This window comes from Acidimicrobiales bacterium (assembly GCA_036378675.1).
Lineage (GTDB): Bacteria > Actinomycetota > Acidimicrobiia > Acidimicrobiales > Palsa-688 > DASUWA01.
The window spans coordinates 37,879-53,571 of the sequence record DASUWA010000007.1 but is presented as its reverse complement, the minus strand read 5'-3'; the positions used below and the strand labels follow the sequence as shown (position 1 = coordinate 53,571).

The following is a 15,693-nucleotide window of genomic DNA, read 5'->3' as shown; positions in this document are numbered from 1 at the left end:
CCAGGGAGGATACCGACTGGCGGCGAAACCTCACCCTTGCCGATGTGTCGAACGGCACTCTACGCTTAGGGGCCAAGAGGGGGTGTTCGGGCGAGGCCGGCCGCGGGCCCCCGGGGGGATGGCCGGACAGGCCTCGACCCGAACGTAAACCGAGGCGCTTTGGCTTGCGGCCGGGCTACTGTCCACGGCCCCTGTGAGGTTGGGCATCCGGCCGGGCCCGCGCTCCTGCTCAAACGCGACGAAGGACCGGCGGGGGGATGCCGGTCCTTCGCAAGGCTCGAGGGGCGGGGGGGGAATCGCCCCGAGCTACGTCCATCATTATGGGAAACTTTTCACGATCGAGTCAAGCGACATTCGTCACAGCACCTCTCTTACAAGCAACGTCCGTCGCAGTGCCTATCTGCTCGGACGATAGCTCTACCGGATCTCTCCTAAAGGACAGATAGCCGAGTGTGCCCATGCACGACCAGCGACGTGGTCGAATAGCCGCCGTGCCTACGTCGCCCGCACGAGGAAGACCCGAACCGCTGTGGACGCCATCCGCAGCCAGGAAGCAAGGGTCGCTGCTCCACGCGTATCTCGAGCACAAGGGCTTCGCCGGCTACGACGAAGCGTGGGCCTGGTCGGTATCGGCGGAGGGCAGCGGCGAGTTCTGGAACGACGTCGCCGAATGGCTAGAAGTGACCTGGCGACGACGTCCGGGCGCCGCGCTTGAACCGGACAACACGCGAGTTCCCGGCTGGCGCTGGTTCCCAGGCGCAACTCTGAACTACGCAGAGAACGCCCTGCGGTACGCGTCGCGTTCCCCGGACTCGCCGGCGGTGCTCGCATTGTCCCAGACTCGCGAGGAGATCCGCCTGAGCTGGGGGGAGCTCGTCCGGTTGGTCGCATCCGTGCGCGCCGGGCTGCTTCAGGCCGGCGTGCACCCCGGGGACCGAGTAGCCGGGTACCTGCCGAACATTCCGGAGACGCTCGGAGCGATGCTTGCAACCGCGAGCCTCGGTGCAATCTGGTCGAGCTGCGCGCCCGAGACCGGCGTGACAGGAGTCCTCGACCGTTTCTCGCAGATAGAACCCAAGGTGCTTCTGGCCGTCGACGGCTATCGCTTCGGGGAGAAGGACGTCGACCGTCGCGAGCACGCGGACCAAGTCCTTCGTGGGCTTCCTAGCGTGGAGACCGCGGTGTGGCTTCCGTACCTGCGAACCGCCGCCGGCCCGCCTCCCGGCTGGACGGAATGGCTCGACCTCATTTCCGCCGGGGACCAACGTGCCGGAGGTTCGCCTGTCGAGTTCCTAGAAGTCGACTTCGACCATCCCCTCTACGTCCTGTTCTCGTCGGGCACCACCGGAAGACCGAAACCGATCGTGCACGGTCACGGGGGCATCGTTGTCGAGCACCTTAAGGCTTTGGCGTTCCACTTCGACCTTGGGCCCGCGGACCGTTTCTTCTGGTTCACCACGACCGGCTGGATGATGTGGAACTTCTGTGTCTCGGGACTGCTGGTTGGGTCGACCGTGGTGCTGTTCGACGGCGATCCAGCCTGGCCGGGCGTCGACGGCCTGTGGCAGGTGATGGAAGAGACTGGAACCACTTGTGGCGGAGTTGGGTCCGGCTACCTCGTCGCGTGCAGTAAAGCTGGCGTGTCCCCCAGATCCTCGTTCGGAATGACGCGGTTGCGAACCCTCGGCGCGACCGGTTCGCCGCTGCCGGCGTCAGCCGCGCGATGGGTATACGAAGCCTTGTCCGACGACATCGTGCTCGCGTCGTTCAGCGGCGGCACCGACGTTTGCACGGGTTTCGTCGGTGGCAGCCCGCTGCACCCGGTGTGGGCCGGAGAGATCTCGTGCCGCTGCCTAGGTGCCGGCGTGGAAGTCTTCGACGACACGGGGAGCCCGGTGACCAACGAGGAGGGCGAACTCGTGCTGACCAGGCCGCTGCCGTCGATGCCGGTGGGCTTCTGGGGGGACAACGACGGATCTCGCTATCGGTCCGCCTACTTCGAGAGATTCCCCGGAGTGTGGGCGCACGGTGACCGAGCGACCCTGACCGACCGTGGGACCGTCGTCATCTCAGGACGCTCGGATGGGACTCTCAACCGTGGCGGGGTGAGGATAGGGACGGCCGAGCTGTACGCGGTGGTGGAGTCTCTTCCGGAGGTGGCGGACAGCCTTGTTGTTCACGTCGAGGATCCTGTCGGCGGCCCGGGAGAGATCTGGCTATTCGTGGTCAAGTCGATCGACGAAGCAGCCGACGAGTCGCTGGGTGATCGATTGCGGAAAACGCTCCGCGAGTCGCTGTCGCCCCGGCACGTTCCGGACCACGTCGTCAACGTGGCGGCGATCCCGCGCACGCTTTCGGGGAAGAAGCTCGAAGTCCCCGTAAAACGGATCCTCGCCGGAGCCGATCCCGATCAGGTCCTGACCATCGCATCGGTCGCCAACCCAGACAGCCTCGCCCCGATCCTTGCCATTGCTCGCGCTCGTGCTGATGTAAACGAGAGCTGACGAGGACTGCTCAGGAGGGCGGAAGTTCGTCCCCCGAAGCGATCCGTTCGAGGAGCGGCACGGCTGCTTCGAGCACGGTTCGCTCCTCATCTGTGAACTCCTGGAGCCTCGAAGCCAGGTACGCGTCCCGGCGTGTCCGGATCGTGTCGAGCAACGCGAGACCCGTCTCGCTCGCTACGAGACGGGCGACGCGGCGATCTGTCGGATCCACCTGCCTCTGCACGAACCCCCGGTCCTCGAGACGAGCTGCGATTCGGGTCATCGAGGGGGGCGCGATCCGCTCGATGGCCGCGAGCTCCCCCAGGGTGACCTCACCCCTCTTGGCGACGACGGTGAGAGCTGAAAGCTGAGAAGGGGTGATCTCACCGACGGCTTCCTGTCTGAGCCTGCGGGAAAGGCGGAGGACCGCCAACCGGAGCTGGCTTCCCAAAGAGGTCGTTTGGGCGCTCATCGGCGTGAGTGTAACCAAGGGCACCAACCCCGCTGTCGCCGGCCTGCCTGCGGCGGCGGGAAAGTACCCGGGAAAGCTGGCACGATGGGAGCGTGCCGATGCGCGAGGACTGCCGTCATTTTCAGAGCCGGACGTACGACACCGGCGAGGTAGCCCGGTTCTGCGTCCTCAACCTCGCGCCGGAGGCTCCTTGGCGCTGCCCTGAGAACTGCGATCGCTACCAGCGGGACATCATCGACGCATCCTTCGTCAGCGGTTCCCTGGTCCGCGAGCAAGTCGAAGAAGAGCCAGACGAACCTGCGGAAGATGTCGCCGCAATCCTCGATGAGGCTGACGCGATCGTTACAGCTGCGGGACCGGAGATCCTCGCCGAGGTAGAAGCCGAGCGGACCGGGCGCCGCTGGTGGCAGTTTTGGAAAAAGGATGACGGCGGCGACGGAATTCGCCTGAGCAACCGCTGACGCGCCATCCGAGGAGCGGTTGTACGCAGGTCCTGATTCGAGTGCCGAAATTGCCAACCCGCAGTCGGCGTGCCAGCGCAATTGCGATTGCGTCGGCGGCCGGATTCGTTCTGCTTGCGGCGTCGTGCTCGTCTGGAACCTCTAGGTCATCACCTTCGACTAAACCGCCAGGCAGCACGTCTCCCCCAACTAGCGCATCGGCGACGGGCGCAACGGCCTCGTGGAGTTGGTCCAGCGACAACAGCCCGGCCATAGACGCGTTGAATACCTCGCCCGCGACAACCGTTGCTTCGGTTCTCGCCCCCAGGCAGATCGGGTCACCCTGGATCGCGGCCGGCGCCCGCAGTAGCGGGGCGCGGAGCATGACCGCTACGGCGTGGTCTTCGACAGACGCTCAAACGTGGACAAGCCAACCGCTCACGGGTGCCGGAACTTTTAGCGAGGCCAACGCAGCGACGACTTGGAGGACCGGAACTGTCGTGGTCGGATCCGTCGGCCAGGGTTCGAGCCGCCACTCAGCCGTGTGGATCTCTTCGGCCGCGGGAGCCCCGTTCACGGCCGCGCCGGTGTCCGATTCGCCCGCCGGAAGCAGTGTGCCGGGAACTTCGGCTGCGGCCGCACCTAGTTCCGAAATTGACTTGGTGACGGCCGGCGGGCTGGGTTACTTCGCGTCGGGAACTGTGGGTGGGCAACCCGCGGTGTGGTACTCGACCAACGGTTTGCAGTGGTCGCTGTCGTCTCAGGCAACGAGGTTCTTCGATGGGCTGGACGATGCGAGGATCTACGCGTTGTTCGCAACGTCGGGACTGGTGTACGCGGCGGGCTCGATAGGAGACGGGACGGCTACCGATGCGGCGCTGTGGAGTACGCAGGACGGGCTCGACTGGAGAGCGGCGCAGCCGCCGCAAGGGTCGTTCTCGGGACAGGGCGACCACGTGATCACCGGGGTCGCGCAGCTCGGAACTGGCCAAGGCGGCGCCGTCGGACTGGTCGCCGTCGGCGGAATTGATGCTGGAGGCGTGTGGGAGCCGGTGTCATGGATATCTCCCGACGGCATGACTTGGAGCCAGCCCTACGCTTCGTTTCCCGAAAGCGGTACGGCAGGAGGTGTGGCCCGCGCGGTGACGGCCGTCCCCACTCTCGCCGGCACCTCGGAACTGTTCGCGGTGGGGGGCAATGACGGAGCTCAGGACGTCTGGCAGTCGTCTGACGGAATGCGCTGGTCGTCGGTCGCGCTGCCGGGCCCCGCTGCAGCCCCCTCAGCGTGGCACGCGACACTTGTCGCGTCGAACGGCGCGTCGATCGCGGTGGCTGACGGAGATCCCGGGCAAGCGCACCTTCTGGTCCACAGCTCTTCCGGGTGGACCGAGCCGAGCGATAGTGCGTCGCAGTTCGGACCGGTCGGATCGATCGTGGAGGCTTCGAGTCTCGACAGCGTCGCCGGCAAGCTCGTTCTGACGGTCCGCATCACTCATCCGTCTCAGGCGGTGGGGCCCGCCACGACGACAACCGTTTCGTTGGTTTCGTCGGACGGGCTCAGTTGGACATCAGCCCCCGCGGCCACAGGCGCCACTGCCGCGGTGGCCGGACCGCCGGGATCGAATGTCGTTGGCCGGCTGGGAGCAACCTGGATCGCGTCGGGAACGGCGTTGGGATCGACGCCCGGCGTGGCGGACGCTCCGGCGGTCGCATGGACGAGCACCGACGGATTGCACTGGACAAGCGCCGGAACGATGGATCCACAGCCCGGGGTCGCTACCGAATTCCCGGCAGCGATGTGCAGCAATTCCGGCACGGTGCTCGTCGTCGGAGACGCGAGCCAGAGCCGCTCAGGGACGTCGGCCGCGGCTTGGTACTCCGCCACCGGAACGAAATGGAAGCAGGCGGTCGTGTCCCCGTCCGCCCCCACGGGCGCGACTGAATGGATGGATGGGTGCACGTCAACTGCCGGAGGTTTCGTCGCGTTCGGTGCCACCGAATCTTCGTCTGGATCCCTCGTTCCCGCGGTCTGGACGTCGCCTGACGGAACGCGTTGGACGCTCCAGGACAGTGCTGCCTTCGGACGCGCCGCGCCTGCGCCTCTGACCAGCCTTGCTGTCTCCGACACCCGGTGGATCGCGGTCGCGGGTTCGGGCTACCCGGTCGCGACAGGTGTCACCGGACAGTCACGTTTCAATGCCCGAAGTGCACCGTTCGGAGCGGCGTTGCTCTACCCGCCGTCCGCGTCAGGCGTCGCGGTGTGGATCTCCAGCGACTCCGGTTCCAGTTGGCAACGCGTCGACACCGGGGATCCGCTTTGGGCAACGGCTACTGGCGCGTCGCTGGAGCAGGCAGCCTTTGCGGGGTCAACGGCGGTAGTCGTCGGAATCGCCTACGGCAGGCTCGACGTCTGGACGGGCACACCCGAGCTATAGGTCGATTCGATCTCGAACGACCTCCACATGACGGCGTAGGTGCCACCGGCCGCTACGAGTTGCTCGTGCGTGCCGTCCTCCACGACTCGTCCGCCGTCGAGAACGAGGATGCGATCTGCGCGCCGCGCGGTCTGCAACCGGTGGGCTATCACGACAGTCGTTCGCCCCTGCGCCACCACGTTCATCGCCCGGGTCACTCTCGCCTCTGTCGCCAGGTCGAGGTTGGAGGTCGCCTCGTCCAACAGCAGTATCGCCGGGTTCACCAGCTCAGCCCTGGCCAGCGCGATCAACTGTCTCTGCCCTGTCGACAGAGACCTACCTCGCTCGCTGACCCGATGGAGGTACCCGCCGGCAAGGCCCGCTACCAGGTCATGCGCTCCCACTGCGCGAGCTGCCGCCTCTACCTCGGCGTCAGTGGCGTCCGGTCTCCCATACGCGATGTTGTCGCGGATGGTTCCAGAAAACAGGAACGCTTCTTGTGGGACGTATCCGAGACGATGGCGGAAGGCCGGCAGATCCATTCGTCGCAGATCGATGCCGTCAACGCTCACGGAACCGCTCGTAGGATCGTAGAAACGGGTGATCAGCTTGACGATCGTCGACTTCCCTGCACCGGTCTCTCCGACCAGCGCGACGCTCTCACCTGGCGAGATCTCGAGATCAACACCTGCGAGCGCTTCTCGACCGGAGAACCCCGACGGGTAGGAGAAGTGGACGTCTTTGAAGGCGACGCTTCCACTGATCTGCTCGGGTCTGACCGGTTGCGGATCCTCGACGACGAGCGGGCGGACTGCCATCAAGGCGTTGATCTGGGCTCCCGAAGCGCCGGCCTGCTGGTAGGAGTCGAACGTCTGTGACAGCTGCTGGATGGGGTTGAACAGGAGCCCGAGGTAGAGGAGGAACCCGACCAGCTCGCCTGCGGTCAAGGATCTGCTCGCGATCATCGCCGACCCGACCGCGAGCACCAGTACTGCGGCGGTGTCGGACAAGAAGTCGACGAACGGGAAGTACAAGGCCACAAGTCGCTGCGCTCCGAGACGCGCGTCGAGATATCCCTTGGAGAGCTGCCTGAAGTCCCGGCGGTTGCGACTCTCCCTGACGAACGCCTGCGACTCCCTTACTCCGGACAGGCTCTCCTGCATGCTCGCATTCACAACCGCGACTCGCTCGCGCGCCCGCTCGTACGCAGCAGAGGAGAGCCGGCGGTAAGCGATCGTCGCGCCGGCGAATGGGACCAAGACCGACAGAGCGACGAGACCAAGGTTCCAGTTCCACACCAGTAGCGCGATAGCGACTCCCAGAAATGTGAACATGGCCACGACCGCGTTGATGAGTCCCGACTGCAGCAGGTTTGAGAATGCGTCGACGTCGGTGGTCATGCGGGTCATGATTCGTCCCGCCATCTCGCGCTCGTAGTAGTCGATCGACAGCCGCTGGAGATGCGACCAGATGCGGACGCGGAGCGCGAGCAAAAGCCTCTCCGCGGTCCGGCCGGTCACGAGAACCTGGAGCATCGAATCCCCGAGGTCGAGCAGGGCCACCACGAGGAATATCGCCGACGAAAGCCAAAGGGCCCTCTCAGAGCCCTTCGCGACCCCTTGGTCGAGTCCCCACCGGATGAGGACCGGGCCGGCGAGGGCTGCAAGGGCGTCGAGCACCACTAGCACCAGGCCTGTGAGCAGGTACTTCCGGTAGGGACGCACGAACCGACCGAGCGAAAACGAAGGATCATCGCGCGCCTCCGCCCAGACGTCGACACCCGGTTCGTCTCGAACCGGTGGCAGCGCGGCGACCTTGGCAAGAAGCTCCGGCGTCGGCCCGAGCGCCCCCATCCAGTTGCCGCCTCCTCCCCCGCCACCGCCACCGCCACCGCGACCTGCTCCGAGGCCCGCCGATTGACGAGGTGCCGCCACGACCTGACCGTCGAATCCACTCCCCTCCGCGTCCTCTTCGCTCCAGAGCGATTCCGTGATTCCCGTCTCCTCCACATCAGACTCGGAATCGTCAAGTGCCAGCGCACCGACCCCTTCGGCGTCCTCTCCCGGGCCGGCGAGCAGCTTCCGGTAGGTGGGGCAGCGGGACATGAGCTCCTCGTGAGTTCCCTGGTCGATTATCCGCCCGTCCTCGACGACTGCGATGCGGTCCGCGAGCCGCAGGGTCGACCGGCGGTGAGCGACGAGGATGGTGGTCCGGCCCTTCATGACCCGCCGTAGTGTGGCGTGGATCTCCTCCTCGACGCGCGCATCGATGGAGCTGGTTGCGTCGTCGAGGATGAGTATCCGCGGGTCGGTGAGCAATGCGCGAGCCAACGCGATGCGCTGCCGTTGACCGCCCGACAGCGTCAGGCCGCGCTCGCCTACGAGCGTCGAGTACCCGTCCGGCAGGCGCGAGATGAAATCATGGGCCTCGGCGGCGCGCGCCGCGGCCTCGACCTCCTCCTGCGTGGCATCGGGTCGGCCGAAGGCGATGTTTTCGCGGACCGAGTCCGAGAACAAGAAGCTCTCCTCGAATACGACGCCTATCTGGCAACGGAGGGAGGTCAGGGTCACATCCCTGACGTCGGTTCCGTCCAAGCTGACGCTTCCGTCCTGAACGTCGTAGAAACGAGGAAGCAACAGCGCCACCGTCGACTTACCGGAGCCCGACGCCCCGACAAGAGCCACGGTCTCTCCGGCGGCGACGTTCAGGTCGAAGGACCTCAACACCGGCTGGCTGGCCAGGTACCCGAAGGTGACGCCCTCGAAGTGGACCGCGCCGGAAACAGGCGGCAGCTCGATGGCGTCGGCTTTCTCCTCGACGACCGGGGTCGACACGAGGAGGTCTAACACACGCTCGGCGCCTGCGCGCGCCTGCTGGCCGACCACAAGCAGACCGGCGAGCATCCGGGCCGGGCTGGACAGCTGCACAAGGTAGGTTGCGAAAGCCAGGAACGTCCCGATGGAAATCTTGTGATGTATCGCCATCCATCCGCCGAGCGCGAGGACCGCGACCTGCCCGAACACGGGAATCGCTTGAAGCACCGGCTGGTACTTCGCCTGCAACCGAACCGCTCGCAGGCGAGAGCCGTATAGGATTTGGGCTCGTTCGATCAGGCGCGCGAGCTCGTGCTTCTCCTGACCGAACCCCTTGACAACTCTCACGCCGGTCACGGCCTCTTCGACGACGATTGCGACCTCCCCCTCCCGCTGCTGAGAATCCCAGCTCGCAGGGAAGGTCTTCTCTCGCATGCTGTACGCGCTCCAGATCAAGGTCGGCACCACGCAAAGGGCGACCACGGCGAGCAACGGTGAGTAGTAGAACATCACCCCCAATGCACCGGCGAGCAGCAGGACGTTTCCGCTCATGATGGGCAGGAACGCGAGGAGGCTCTGTAAGAGGCCCACGTCAGAGTTGGCCCGCGAGACCAGCTGGCCAGTCTGGAGCTCGTCGTGGCGTGCGAAGTCGAGACGCTGGAGTTGGTCGTATATCGCGTTGCGCAGGTCGTTCTGCACGTCGAGGCTGACCCGACCGCCGACGAATCGACGGACGTACGCCGCCCCGAAACGCGCCGCAGCGGCTAGCCCGAGAACGGCGACCCACGGAGCGATGAAGACGTGACCTCCGGCTACGACCTCATCGACCACCTGCCTCTGCACCGCGGGCACCGCGGCTGACACTCCGCTTCCGACAAAGGCGGCACCGAAGGACAGAAGCACGTTCCGCCTGTGCGGGGCCAGCCACGGCAACAAACGGCGTATCCATCCGGGCCTCGCACTTACGCGCATCTTGTGAGTCATGCTAACGATCCGGGGGTGGTAGAACCGGGAAAAGCTGAGCCGCTCCTTACTCGAGTCCTCCCTCCAGCCAGATGCGCGGTGTCGCACGAGCGCCCTCGACCCCCCAGACAAGGTGCTCCATGAATATCCAAGTTCGGCGGTGAATGGCCGACGGACCGTATGCGTGAAGCGCCATCTTGTGGCGAGGGCACGGATAACCCTTGTTCGAGTCGAACTCGTAGGCGGGGTAGTTCGCCGCTTCGGCTCGCATCATCCGGTCCCTGCTCACCTTCGCGAGTATCGATGCCGCGGAGATCGACAGGCAGGTGGCATCCCCGCGGATGATCCTGCGAGTCGATCCGGCCCCGACGAAGTCCCAGTTGCCGTCCACGAGGACATGATCCGGCTGCACGCCCAGGCCCTCGATCGCCCGGCGCGCAGCCAGCCTCTGCGCATCCGCCATTCCGATCGAATCGCATTCTTCCTGCGACGCCGAGCCGACCGCCCAGCTCTCGCACCAGTCGGCGATCCGCGAGAAGAGCCTCTCACGCTCGGTTTCCGTGAGCATCTTGGAGTCCCGGACTCGATATACCCTTCGAGTCTTCGGGAGAACAGCCGCCCCGACGGTTATCGGACCCGCCCACGCCCCCCGGCCCACCTCGTCGACGCCTACGACGATGTCGTGTCCCTCGGCCCACAGCGCGCGCTCGACGGCAAGGGTGGGAGCCCGGTCGGTCATGCCGTCGCCCGTTCTCTGTTGTAGCGAGCCATAAGCAGGCCGTCGCCTTCGAGCAGCGCTCCCAGGCGAAACCAGCTAGGTTCGGCAAGCGGTATTGCGCCGGAGAGGTGAAGGTGCTGAGGCCCGGCGATCACCGGCGAGAACGTCACGCACATCTCGTCTACGAGGTCGTCGGTCAGCAACGAGTGGAGCAACGACGGGCCCCCCTCGCACAGAACCCGTCCCAAACCCATCCCGGCAAGATGCTCGATCGCCTTACAAAGGTCCACCTCGACGTCCCCGCACTCCACCACGTCCGCTAGATCTACCAGCTCGGGATGTACTGCTATCGCCGCGGCGGTCGTGATGACGATCGGCCTGTAGCCGCCCGAGAACACGCGGTCCCCGGAGCCGAGGAGCCCTCGCCGGCTTACGATCGCCAGAGGCGGAACGGGTTGCTGACCTCTCGACCTGCGGCGTTGCTGGCCGTCCCCGGCTACCGCCGGTCGCCCATATCGTTCAATTCGAGCGGTGCCGGCCCCGACAAGAACGGCGTCGGCGACGGCGCGCATCGCCAAGAAGGCGGCCCTGTCCGCCGGCGCACCTAGGGGCATGCTCCTGCCGCCGATCTCGACTGCACCGTCGAGCGACACGACGAAGTCGGCTCGAACGTGGCGGCCCGGCGCGACGTAATAGAAGTCCTCCAGAGCTTCGTCACCACTGATGACACACGCGTCAGGGAGAAGCCGGCGGATCAACGCAATTGCGCTACTGCGTCCGACTCGCTCGGGTCAGCGGGAGTTGACATGAACGCGTCGAGGATCTCCGTGGCCACTTCAGGGCTGGTGAGGCGGAGGCTCAGCGCCAGGACGTTCGCGTCGTTCCATTTACGCGATCCCGCCGCGGTTTGGGCGTCCACGCACAACGCCGCCCTGATACCGGGGACCTTGTTCGCTGCGATCGAAACTCCCGTCCCGGTCCAGCAGCAGACGACACCCGCATCGGCACGTCCGTCTGCCACCGCTTCCCCGACCAGACGCCCCACATCGGGCCACCACCCGGGCGCGCACAATGTGTCTACGTCGTGGCCAAGCTTGGCGAGATGTTCGGTGACAACGTCCGCCAAAGCGGTCACCTCGTCGGTTCCGAAAGCTACGCGCACCCGAGAGAGCTTATAAACCGCGTGCGCCTGTGCCGCCTAGACCCGGAGGGCACTTAGGATTCGTGGGGTGCCGACCAGCCCCGTGGGGCGACCCCAGGAGGACGAGCCGAAGCAGCCAATGGCCCCGCGACTGGGGCCCGTCGCGGTGCTCGTGCCGGTGAAGTCGTTCCGGGACGCCAAGGTGAGGCTCGCCCCGGCCCTCTCCCCGGAGCGCAGAGCGCAACTGGCCCGCGACATGGCCAACCGTGTCGTGGCATCCGCAGGAAATCTCCCAGTGGCCGTGGTTTGCGACGACCGTGAGGTGGCGAGCTGGGCTCGGTCGGCGGGAGCCTTGGTCATCTGGGAACCGGGGAGAGGGTTGAACGGCGCGGTCCAAGAAGGGGTGCGCCGTCTGGGCGACCTTGGAGTACAGTTGGCGATCGTCGCAGCCGGGGATCTGCCGTTGGCGACCGACCTCAGCTGGATCGCCGACTTTCTCGGGATAACGATCGTCCCTGACCGCCACGGCGATGGAAGCAACGTCATCGCAGTTCCACCGTCGGCCGGCTTCAGCTTCTCGTACGGCCCGGGATCCTTCGCCCGCCACGTGGGTGAAGCGAAGAGAACCGGGGCGCCGGTCAGAATCGTCCACGACAGCCCCCTTGCGTGGGATGTCGACGTTCCAGAAGACCTGGCCTTCGTGGGGGTCTAAACCGAATGTCCCGCCCGCTTTCGCGGGCGGGACACAGGTTGCTTTCTAGCTAGAGGCCTTCTTCGCCGCCGCCTTGCGGGCGGTGGTCCGCTTGGCCGGAGCTCTCTTGGCGGTCCGTTTGGCCGCTGTCTTTCTGGCCGTGGTCCGCTTCGCAGCAGTCTTCCTCGCGGTAGTCCGCTTTGCAGCGGTCTTCCGCGCGGTGGTCCGCTTAGCAGTGCGCTTGGCGGGAGCTCTCTTCGCGGTCCGCTTCGCCGCTGTCTTTCTAGCTGTTGTCTTCTTCGCCGTAGCCTTGCGAGCTGCGGTAGTCCGCTTCGCAGCAGTCTTCCTCGCGGTAGTCCGCTTGGCAGTCGCCTTCTTCGCTGCGGTCCGCTTCGCGGTGGTCCGCTTGGCGGTCGTCTTCCTCGCCGTCGTCTTACGAGCGGCAGTCTTTCGCGCGGTCGTCTTACGAGCTGCGGTCGTCCGCTTGGCAGCCTTCTTCGCGGTCGTCGACTTCCTTGCTGCTGTCTTTCTTGCGGCCGGGGCGGCCTTTTTCAACGGGCTCATGCTCTTGCCTTTCTCAGCGCTTCTTCGCCGACTTAGCGGCCTTTTTGGCCGACGTGGCCTTCTTCGACGCGGCTGCGGTCTTCTTAGCCGGAGCCTTCTTGGCCGAAGCCTTCTTGGAAGCGCCGGCTTTCTTTGCGGGCGCTGCCTTCTTGCCGCCGGCGGCTTTGCCGCCCTTGTTGAGCACGTCCTTGAACGCCGAAGCCGGCGCAAAGCGAACGCCCTTGGAGGCGGCGATCCTCACCGGAGCCCCAGTTTGAGGATTGCGCCCCATCCGAGCGGCCCGTGCAGTCGGCGAAAACGTCCCGAAGCCGAAGAGCGAGACCTTGTTACCCGCTCTGATCTCGGCTATCACGGCATCGGTGACTGCGCCAACCGCAGCCTCCGACTGTCTCCTGTCCAGCCCGGTCTTTCCGGACACAGACTCGACTAGCTCTGTCCTGTTCACCGCCACCTCCTGGCGTTATTTGGGGAAGTTCCCTGATATACAAGAGGTTTCGCGGCGCCAGGTCAAGCATTTCCCTTGCATGACAAGGAGTTTCGAGCGAAGTGCTCAGAAAACTCCTTGTCCCACAAGGGTTTTTGCTCCGAGGGCATTTTCCAGGACTTCGCCGATATCGGACGCGAGATGGAACTTCATCTCACTGCGAACGGCTTCGGGAACGTCTTCGAGGTCATCTTCGTTGCGCGCGGGCAACACGACTTCAGTGAGTCCTGCGCGGTGAGCAGCAAGAACCTTCTGCTTGACTCCACCAATGGGAAGGACTTTGCCTTGTAACGTGACCTCGCCGGTCATTCCAACTTCGGAACGAACAGGACGTCCGGTTAAAAGACTAACTAACGCGGTCGTCATCGTCACGCCTGCAGACGGTCCATCCTTCGGTATCGCTCCCGCGGGAACGTGCACGTGTATCCGCTTGTGGTCGAATGCGCCTTCTGGCAGTCCGAGCTCATCAGCATGCGCTTGAGCGTACGAGAGCGCGATACGCGCTGATTCCTGCATCACATCGCCGAGTTGTCCGGTGAGGGTGAGCCCTCCGTCTCCGGGGGACGCGCTCGCTTCGACGAACAGAACGTCTCCGCCCACTCCGGTGACCGCGAGACCGGTCGCCACGCCTGGAACTGAAGTGCGCTCCGCGACCTCGGGACGATGACGCGGGCGTCCCAACCAGGTCCGAACGTCTTCCGATCCGACGCGTATCGGTTGCGTGGGCTGCTCCGCGGCGACCTTCGCTGCGGCCTTGCGCAACAACCTTCCGAGCTCGCGCTCCAGTCCACGCACACCCGCTTCACGGGTATACCCGTCGATCACTGCACGAATCGCATCGTCAGTGACCTCGACTTCTCCTTCGAGAAGACCGGCTCGAGCAAGCTGGCGCTGCAGCAAGTGGTCGCGCGCGATCCCGACCTTCTCCTCGTCGCTGTAGCCGTCGATGCGAACGACCTCCATGCGGTCGAAGAGCGGTCCAGGTATTTGCTCAGCGTTGTTCGCGGTCGCGACGAACAGGACATCTGAAAGATCGAGATCGACATCCAGGTAGTGATCCCGGAACGTGTGGTTCTGGGCGGGATCGAGCACTTCGAGCAACGCGGCGGAAGGATCTCCTCGCCAGTCGCTTCCGAGCTTGTCCACCTCGTCGAGCAACACGACGGGGTTTAGCGTCCCTGCGTCCTTGATCGCGCGGACTATGCGGCCGGGCATGGCCCCGACGTATGTACGACGGTGACCGCGTATCTCGGCCTCGTCGCGGACGCCACCTAGGGCGACCCGGACGAACTTACGACCCATCGCGCGAGCCATCGACTCGCCGAGCGACGTCTTGCCGACGCCGGGAGGTCCGACCAGGGTGAGAATCATCCCACCCGAGCCTCGGCCACCCTTTTCAGACGGTTCGCCCTCGAGACCACGGTCGACCCGGAGTTTGCGAACGGCAAGATGCTCGACGATCCGTTCCTTGACCTCATCGAGGCCGGTGTGATCAGCATCGAGGATCGACCTGGCTTCGCTGACGTCAAGCCGGTCATCGCTTCGCTGTCCCCAAGGGATCTCGAAGATGGTGTCGAGCCACGTGCGGATCCATCCGTGTTCCGGACTCTGCTCGCTCATCCTTTCGAAGCGGTCGATCTCGCGTGTTATCGCGGCACGCACCGCTTCGCTGACGTTCAGGCTTTCCAGCCGCGTCCGGTAGTCATCGCCGGACTCCGAATCACCGCCTTCGCCCAGTTCCTTGCGGATCGCGGCAAGCTGCTGGCGCAGGAGATATTCACGCTGGGTGCGCTCCATGCCCTCAGCGACGTCGCTGCGGATGCGGTCCTTCAGTTCCAGCTCGGCCAGAGTCTCCCGGCCCCAGGCCAGGACCAGTTCGACCCTCTTCGACGGATCGAGCGTTTCGAGAAGCTCGACCTTCCTCTCCACCGACAGCTCAGGCCAGTATCCGGCCGTGTCGGCCAGCTCCCCGGGGCTGGTGACCCCTCGAAGCAGGTCGCCAAGCCGTCCGATGCCGCGGTGCTCCGCGATCGCCTCGAATACCGCCCGAAGCTCCCGCGCGGACTCCTCGTTCTCGGGGCCCGGTTGGGCCTCCTCGACCGCCTCGACCCCGACCCACAACGCGGCGCCGGCGGCCGCGGTGGCAGCACCTATCACCGCCCTGCCCTGGCCGGAGACAACGACCGCAGGCGTCCCCCCGGGCAGCGTGCCCGACCGCTCGATCGACGCGATCGTCCCGACTCTGGCGTAGCGTCCGCTACTCGAATCTGGACCGTCGGAACGACCGATCCGAGGGACCAGGACCAGCCGGTTGCCGGCACCGGGCGCGGCCTCGACCGCAGCCCTTGCCTCTGGCGTCTCCAGGGCGAGCGTGATGGTCATTCCAGGCAACACAACGCCCGCGTCCAGGGGGAGCAGCGGCAGGGCCGAGGTGGCTAAAGGAGGCATATCGAGACTCTCTTCCGAGGATGTAATCCTGTAAGTGCACCCAGGATAACGATCCTTGGAGG

General features: G+C 65.4%; 12 protein-coding genes. 4 read left to right on the top strand and 8 right to left on the bottom strand.

From position 1 onward, the window contains the following. The first annotated feature begins 491 nt into the window (after window positions 1–491). Entirely contained in the window at window positions 492–2,504 is a 2,013-nt protein-coding gene (locus VFZ97_02430; protein HEX6392268.1) for an acetoacetate--CoA ligase, read from the top strand. A 10-nt stretch (window positions 2,505–2,514) separates the two neighbouring features. Here the strand turns inward: VFZ97_02430 and VFZ97_02425 are convergent, their stop codons facing one another. Further along, a complete protein-coding gene (locus tag VFZ97_02425; GenBank protein HEX6392267.1) occupies window positions 2,515–2,955 on the bottom strand; it encodes a MarR family transcriptional regulator in 441 nt (146 codons plus the stop codon). A 92-nt stretch (window positions 2,956–3,047) separates the two neighbouring features. Between VFZ97_02425 and VFZ97_02420 the strand changes: the two genes are divergently transcribed. Together VFZ97_02420 and VFZ97_02415 are read left to right on the top strand one after the other, a co-directional pair. Then, window positions 3,048–3,416, top strand: a complete 369-nt coding sequence (locus tag VFZ97_02420; protein ID HEX6392266.1) for a hypothetical protein — start codon at window positions 3,048–3,050, stop codon at window positions 3,414–3,416. Between the two features lie 362 nt (window positions 3,417–3,778). Next, window positions 3,779–5,830 carry a hypothetical protein gene (locus tag VFZ97_02415; GenBank protein HEX6392265.1) on the top strand — a complete coding sequence of 684 codons (2,052 nt, stop codon included), beginning with the start codon at window positions 3,779–3,781 and terminating at the stop codon, window positions 5,828–5,830. Here the strand turns inward: VFZ97_02415 and VFZ97_02410 are convergent. The 4 genes from VFZ97_02410 to VFZ97_02395 are packed head-to-tail and all read right to left on the bottom strand — an operon-like array spanning window position 5,788 to window position 11,465. Continuing rightward, a complete protein-coding gene (locus tag VFZ97_02410) occupies window positions 5,788–9,594 on the bottom strand; it encodes an ABC transporter ATP-binding protein (GenBank protein HEX6392264.1) in 3,807 nt (1,268 codons plus the stop codon). The genes VFZ97_02415 and VFZ97_02410 overlap by 43 nt on opposite strands. Window positions 9,595–9,652: 58 nt before the next feature. After that, window positions 9,653–10,324 (bottom strand): ribonuclease HII, encoded by a 672-nt coding sequence (locus tag VFZ97_02405; protein ID HEX6392263.1) that lies wholly within the window; start codon window positions 10,322–10,324, stop codon window positions 9,653–9,655. Next, window positions 10,321–11,061: a pyrimidine reductase family protein gene (locus tag VFZ97_02400; protein HEX6392262.1), complete on the bottom strand. Its 741-nt coding sequence runs from the start codon at window positions 11,059–11,061 to the stop codon at window positions 10,321–10,323. The genes VFZ97_02405 and VFZ97_02400 overlap by 4 nt, the downstream gene beginning before the upstream one ends. Continuing rightward, the gene (locus VFZ97_02395; protein HEX6392261.1) at window positions 11,058–11,465 is read right to left on the bottom strand and encodes an RpiB/LacA/LacB family sugar-phosphate isomerase; all 408 of its coding nucleotides are present in this window, start codon (window positions 11,463–11,465) and stop codon (window positions 11,058–11,060) included. The genes VFZ97_02400 and VFZ97_02395 overlap by 4 nt, the downstream gene beginning before the upstream one ends. A 67-nt stretch (window positions 11,466–11,532) precedes the next feature. Here VFZ97_02395 and cofC point away from each other — a divergent pair, with 67 nt between their 5' ends. Next, a complete protein-coding gene (cofC, locus tag VFZ97_02390) occupies window positions 11,533–12,156 on the top strand; it encodes a 2-phospho-L-lactate guanylyltransferase (protein ID HEX6392260.1) in 624 nt (207 codons plus the stop codon). 45 nt (window positions 12,157–12,201) lie between these two features. Here cofC and VFZ97_02385 read toward each other — a convergent pair whose 3' ends face one another. The 3 genes from VFZ97_02385 to lon form a co-directional block, all read right to left on the bottom strand. Continuing rightward, window positions 12,202–12,699 (bottom strand): histone H1-like repetitive region-containing protein, encoded by a 498-nt coding sequence (locus tag VFZ97_02385; protein ID HEX6392259.1) that lies wholly within the window; start codon window positions 12,697–12,699, stop codon window positions 12,202–12,204. Between the two features lie 13 nt (window positions 12,700–12,712). Then, window positions 12,713–13,144, bottom strand: coding sequence for an HU family DNA-binding protein (locus VFZ97_02380; GenBank protein HEX6392258.1), 432 nt, complete (start codon window positions 13,142–13,144; stop codon window positions 12,713–12,715). A gap of 105 nt (window positions 13,145–13,249) precedes the next feature. Next, window positions 13,250–15,631 (bottom strand): endopeptidase La, encoded by a 2,382-nt coding sequence (lon, locus tag VFZ97_02375; protein ID HEX6392257.1) that lies wholly within the window; start codon window positions 15,629–15,631, stop codon window positions 13,250–13,252. Window positions 15,632–15,693: the final 62 nt, after the last annotated feature.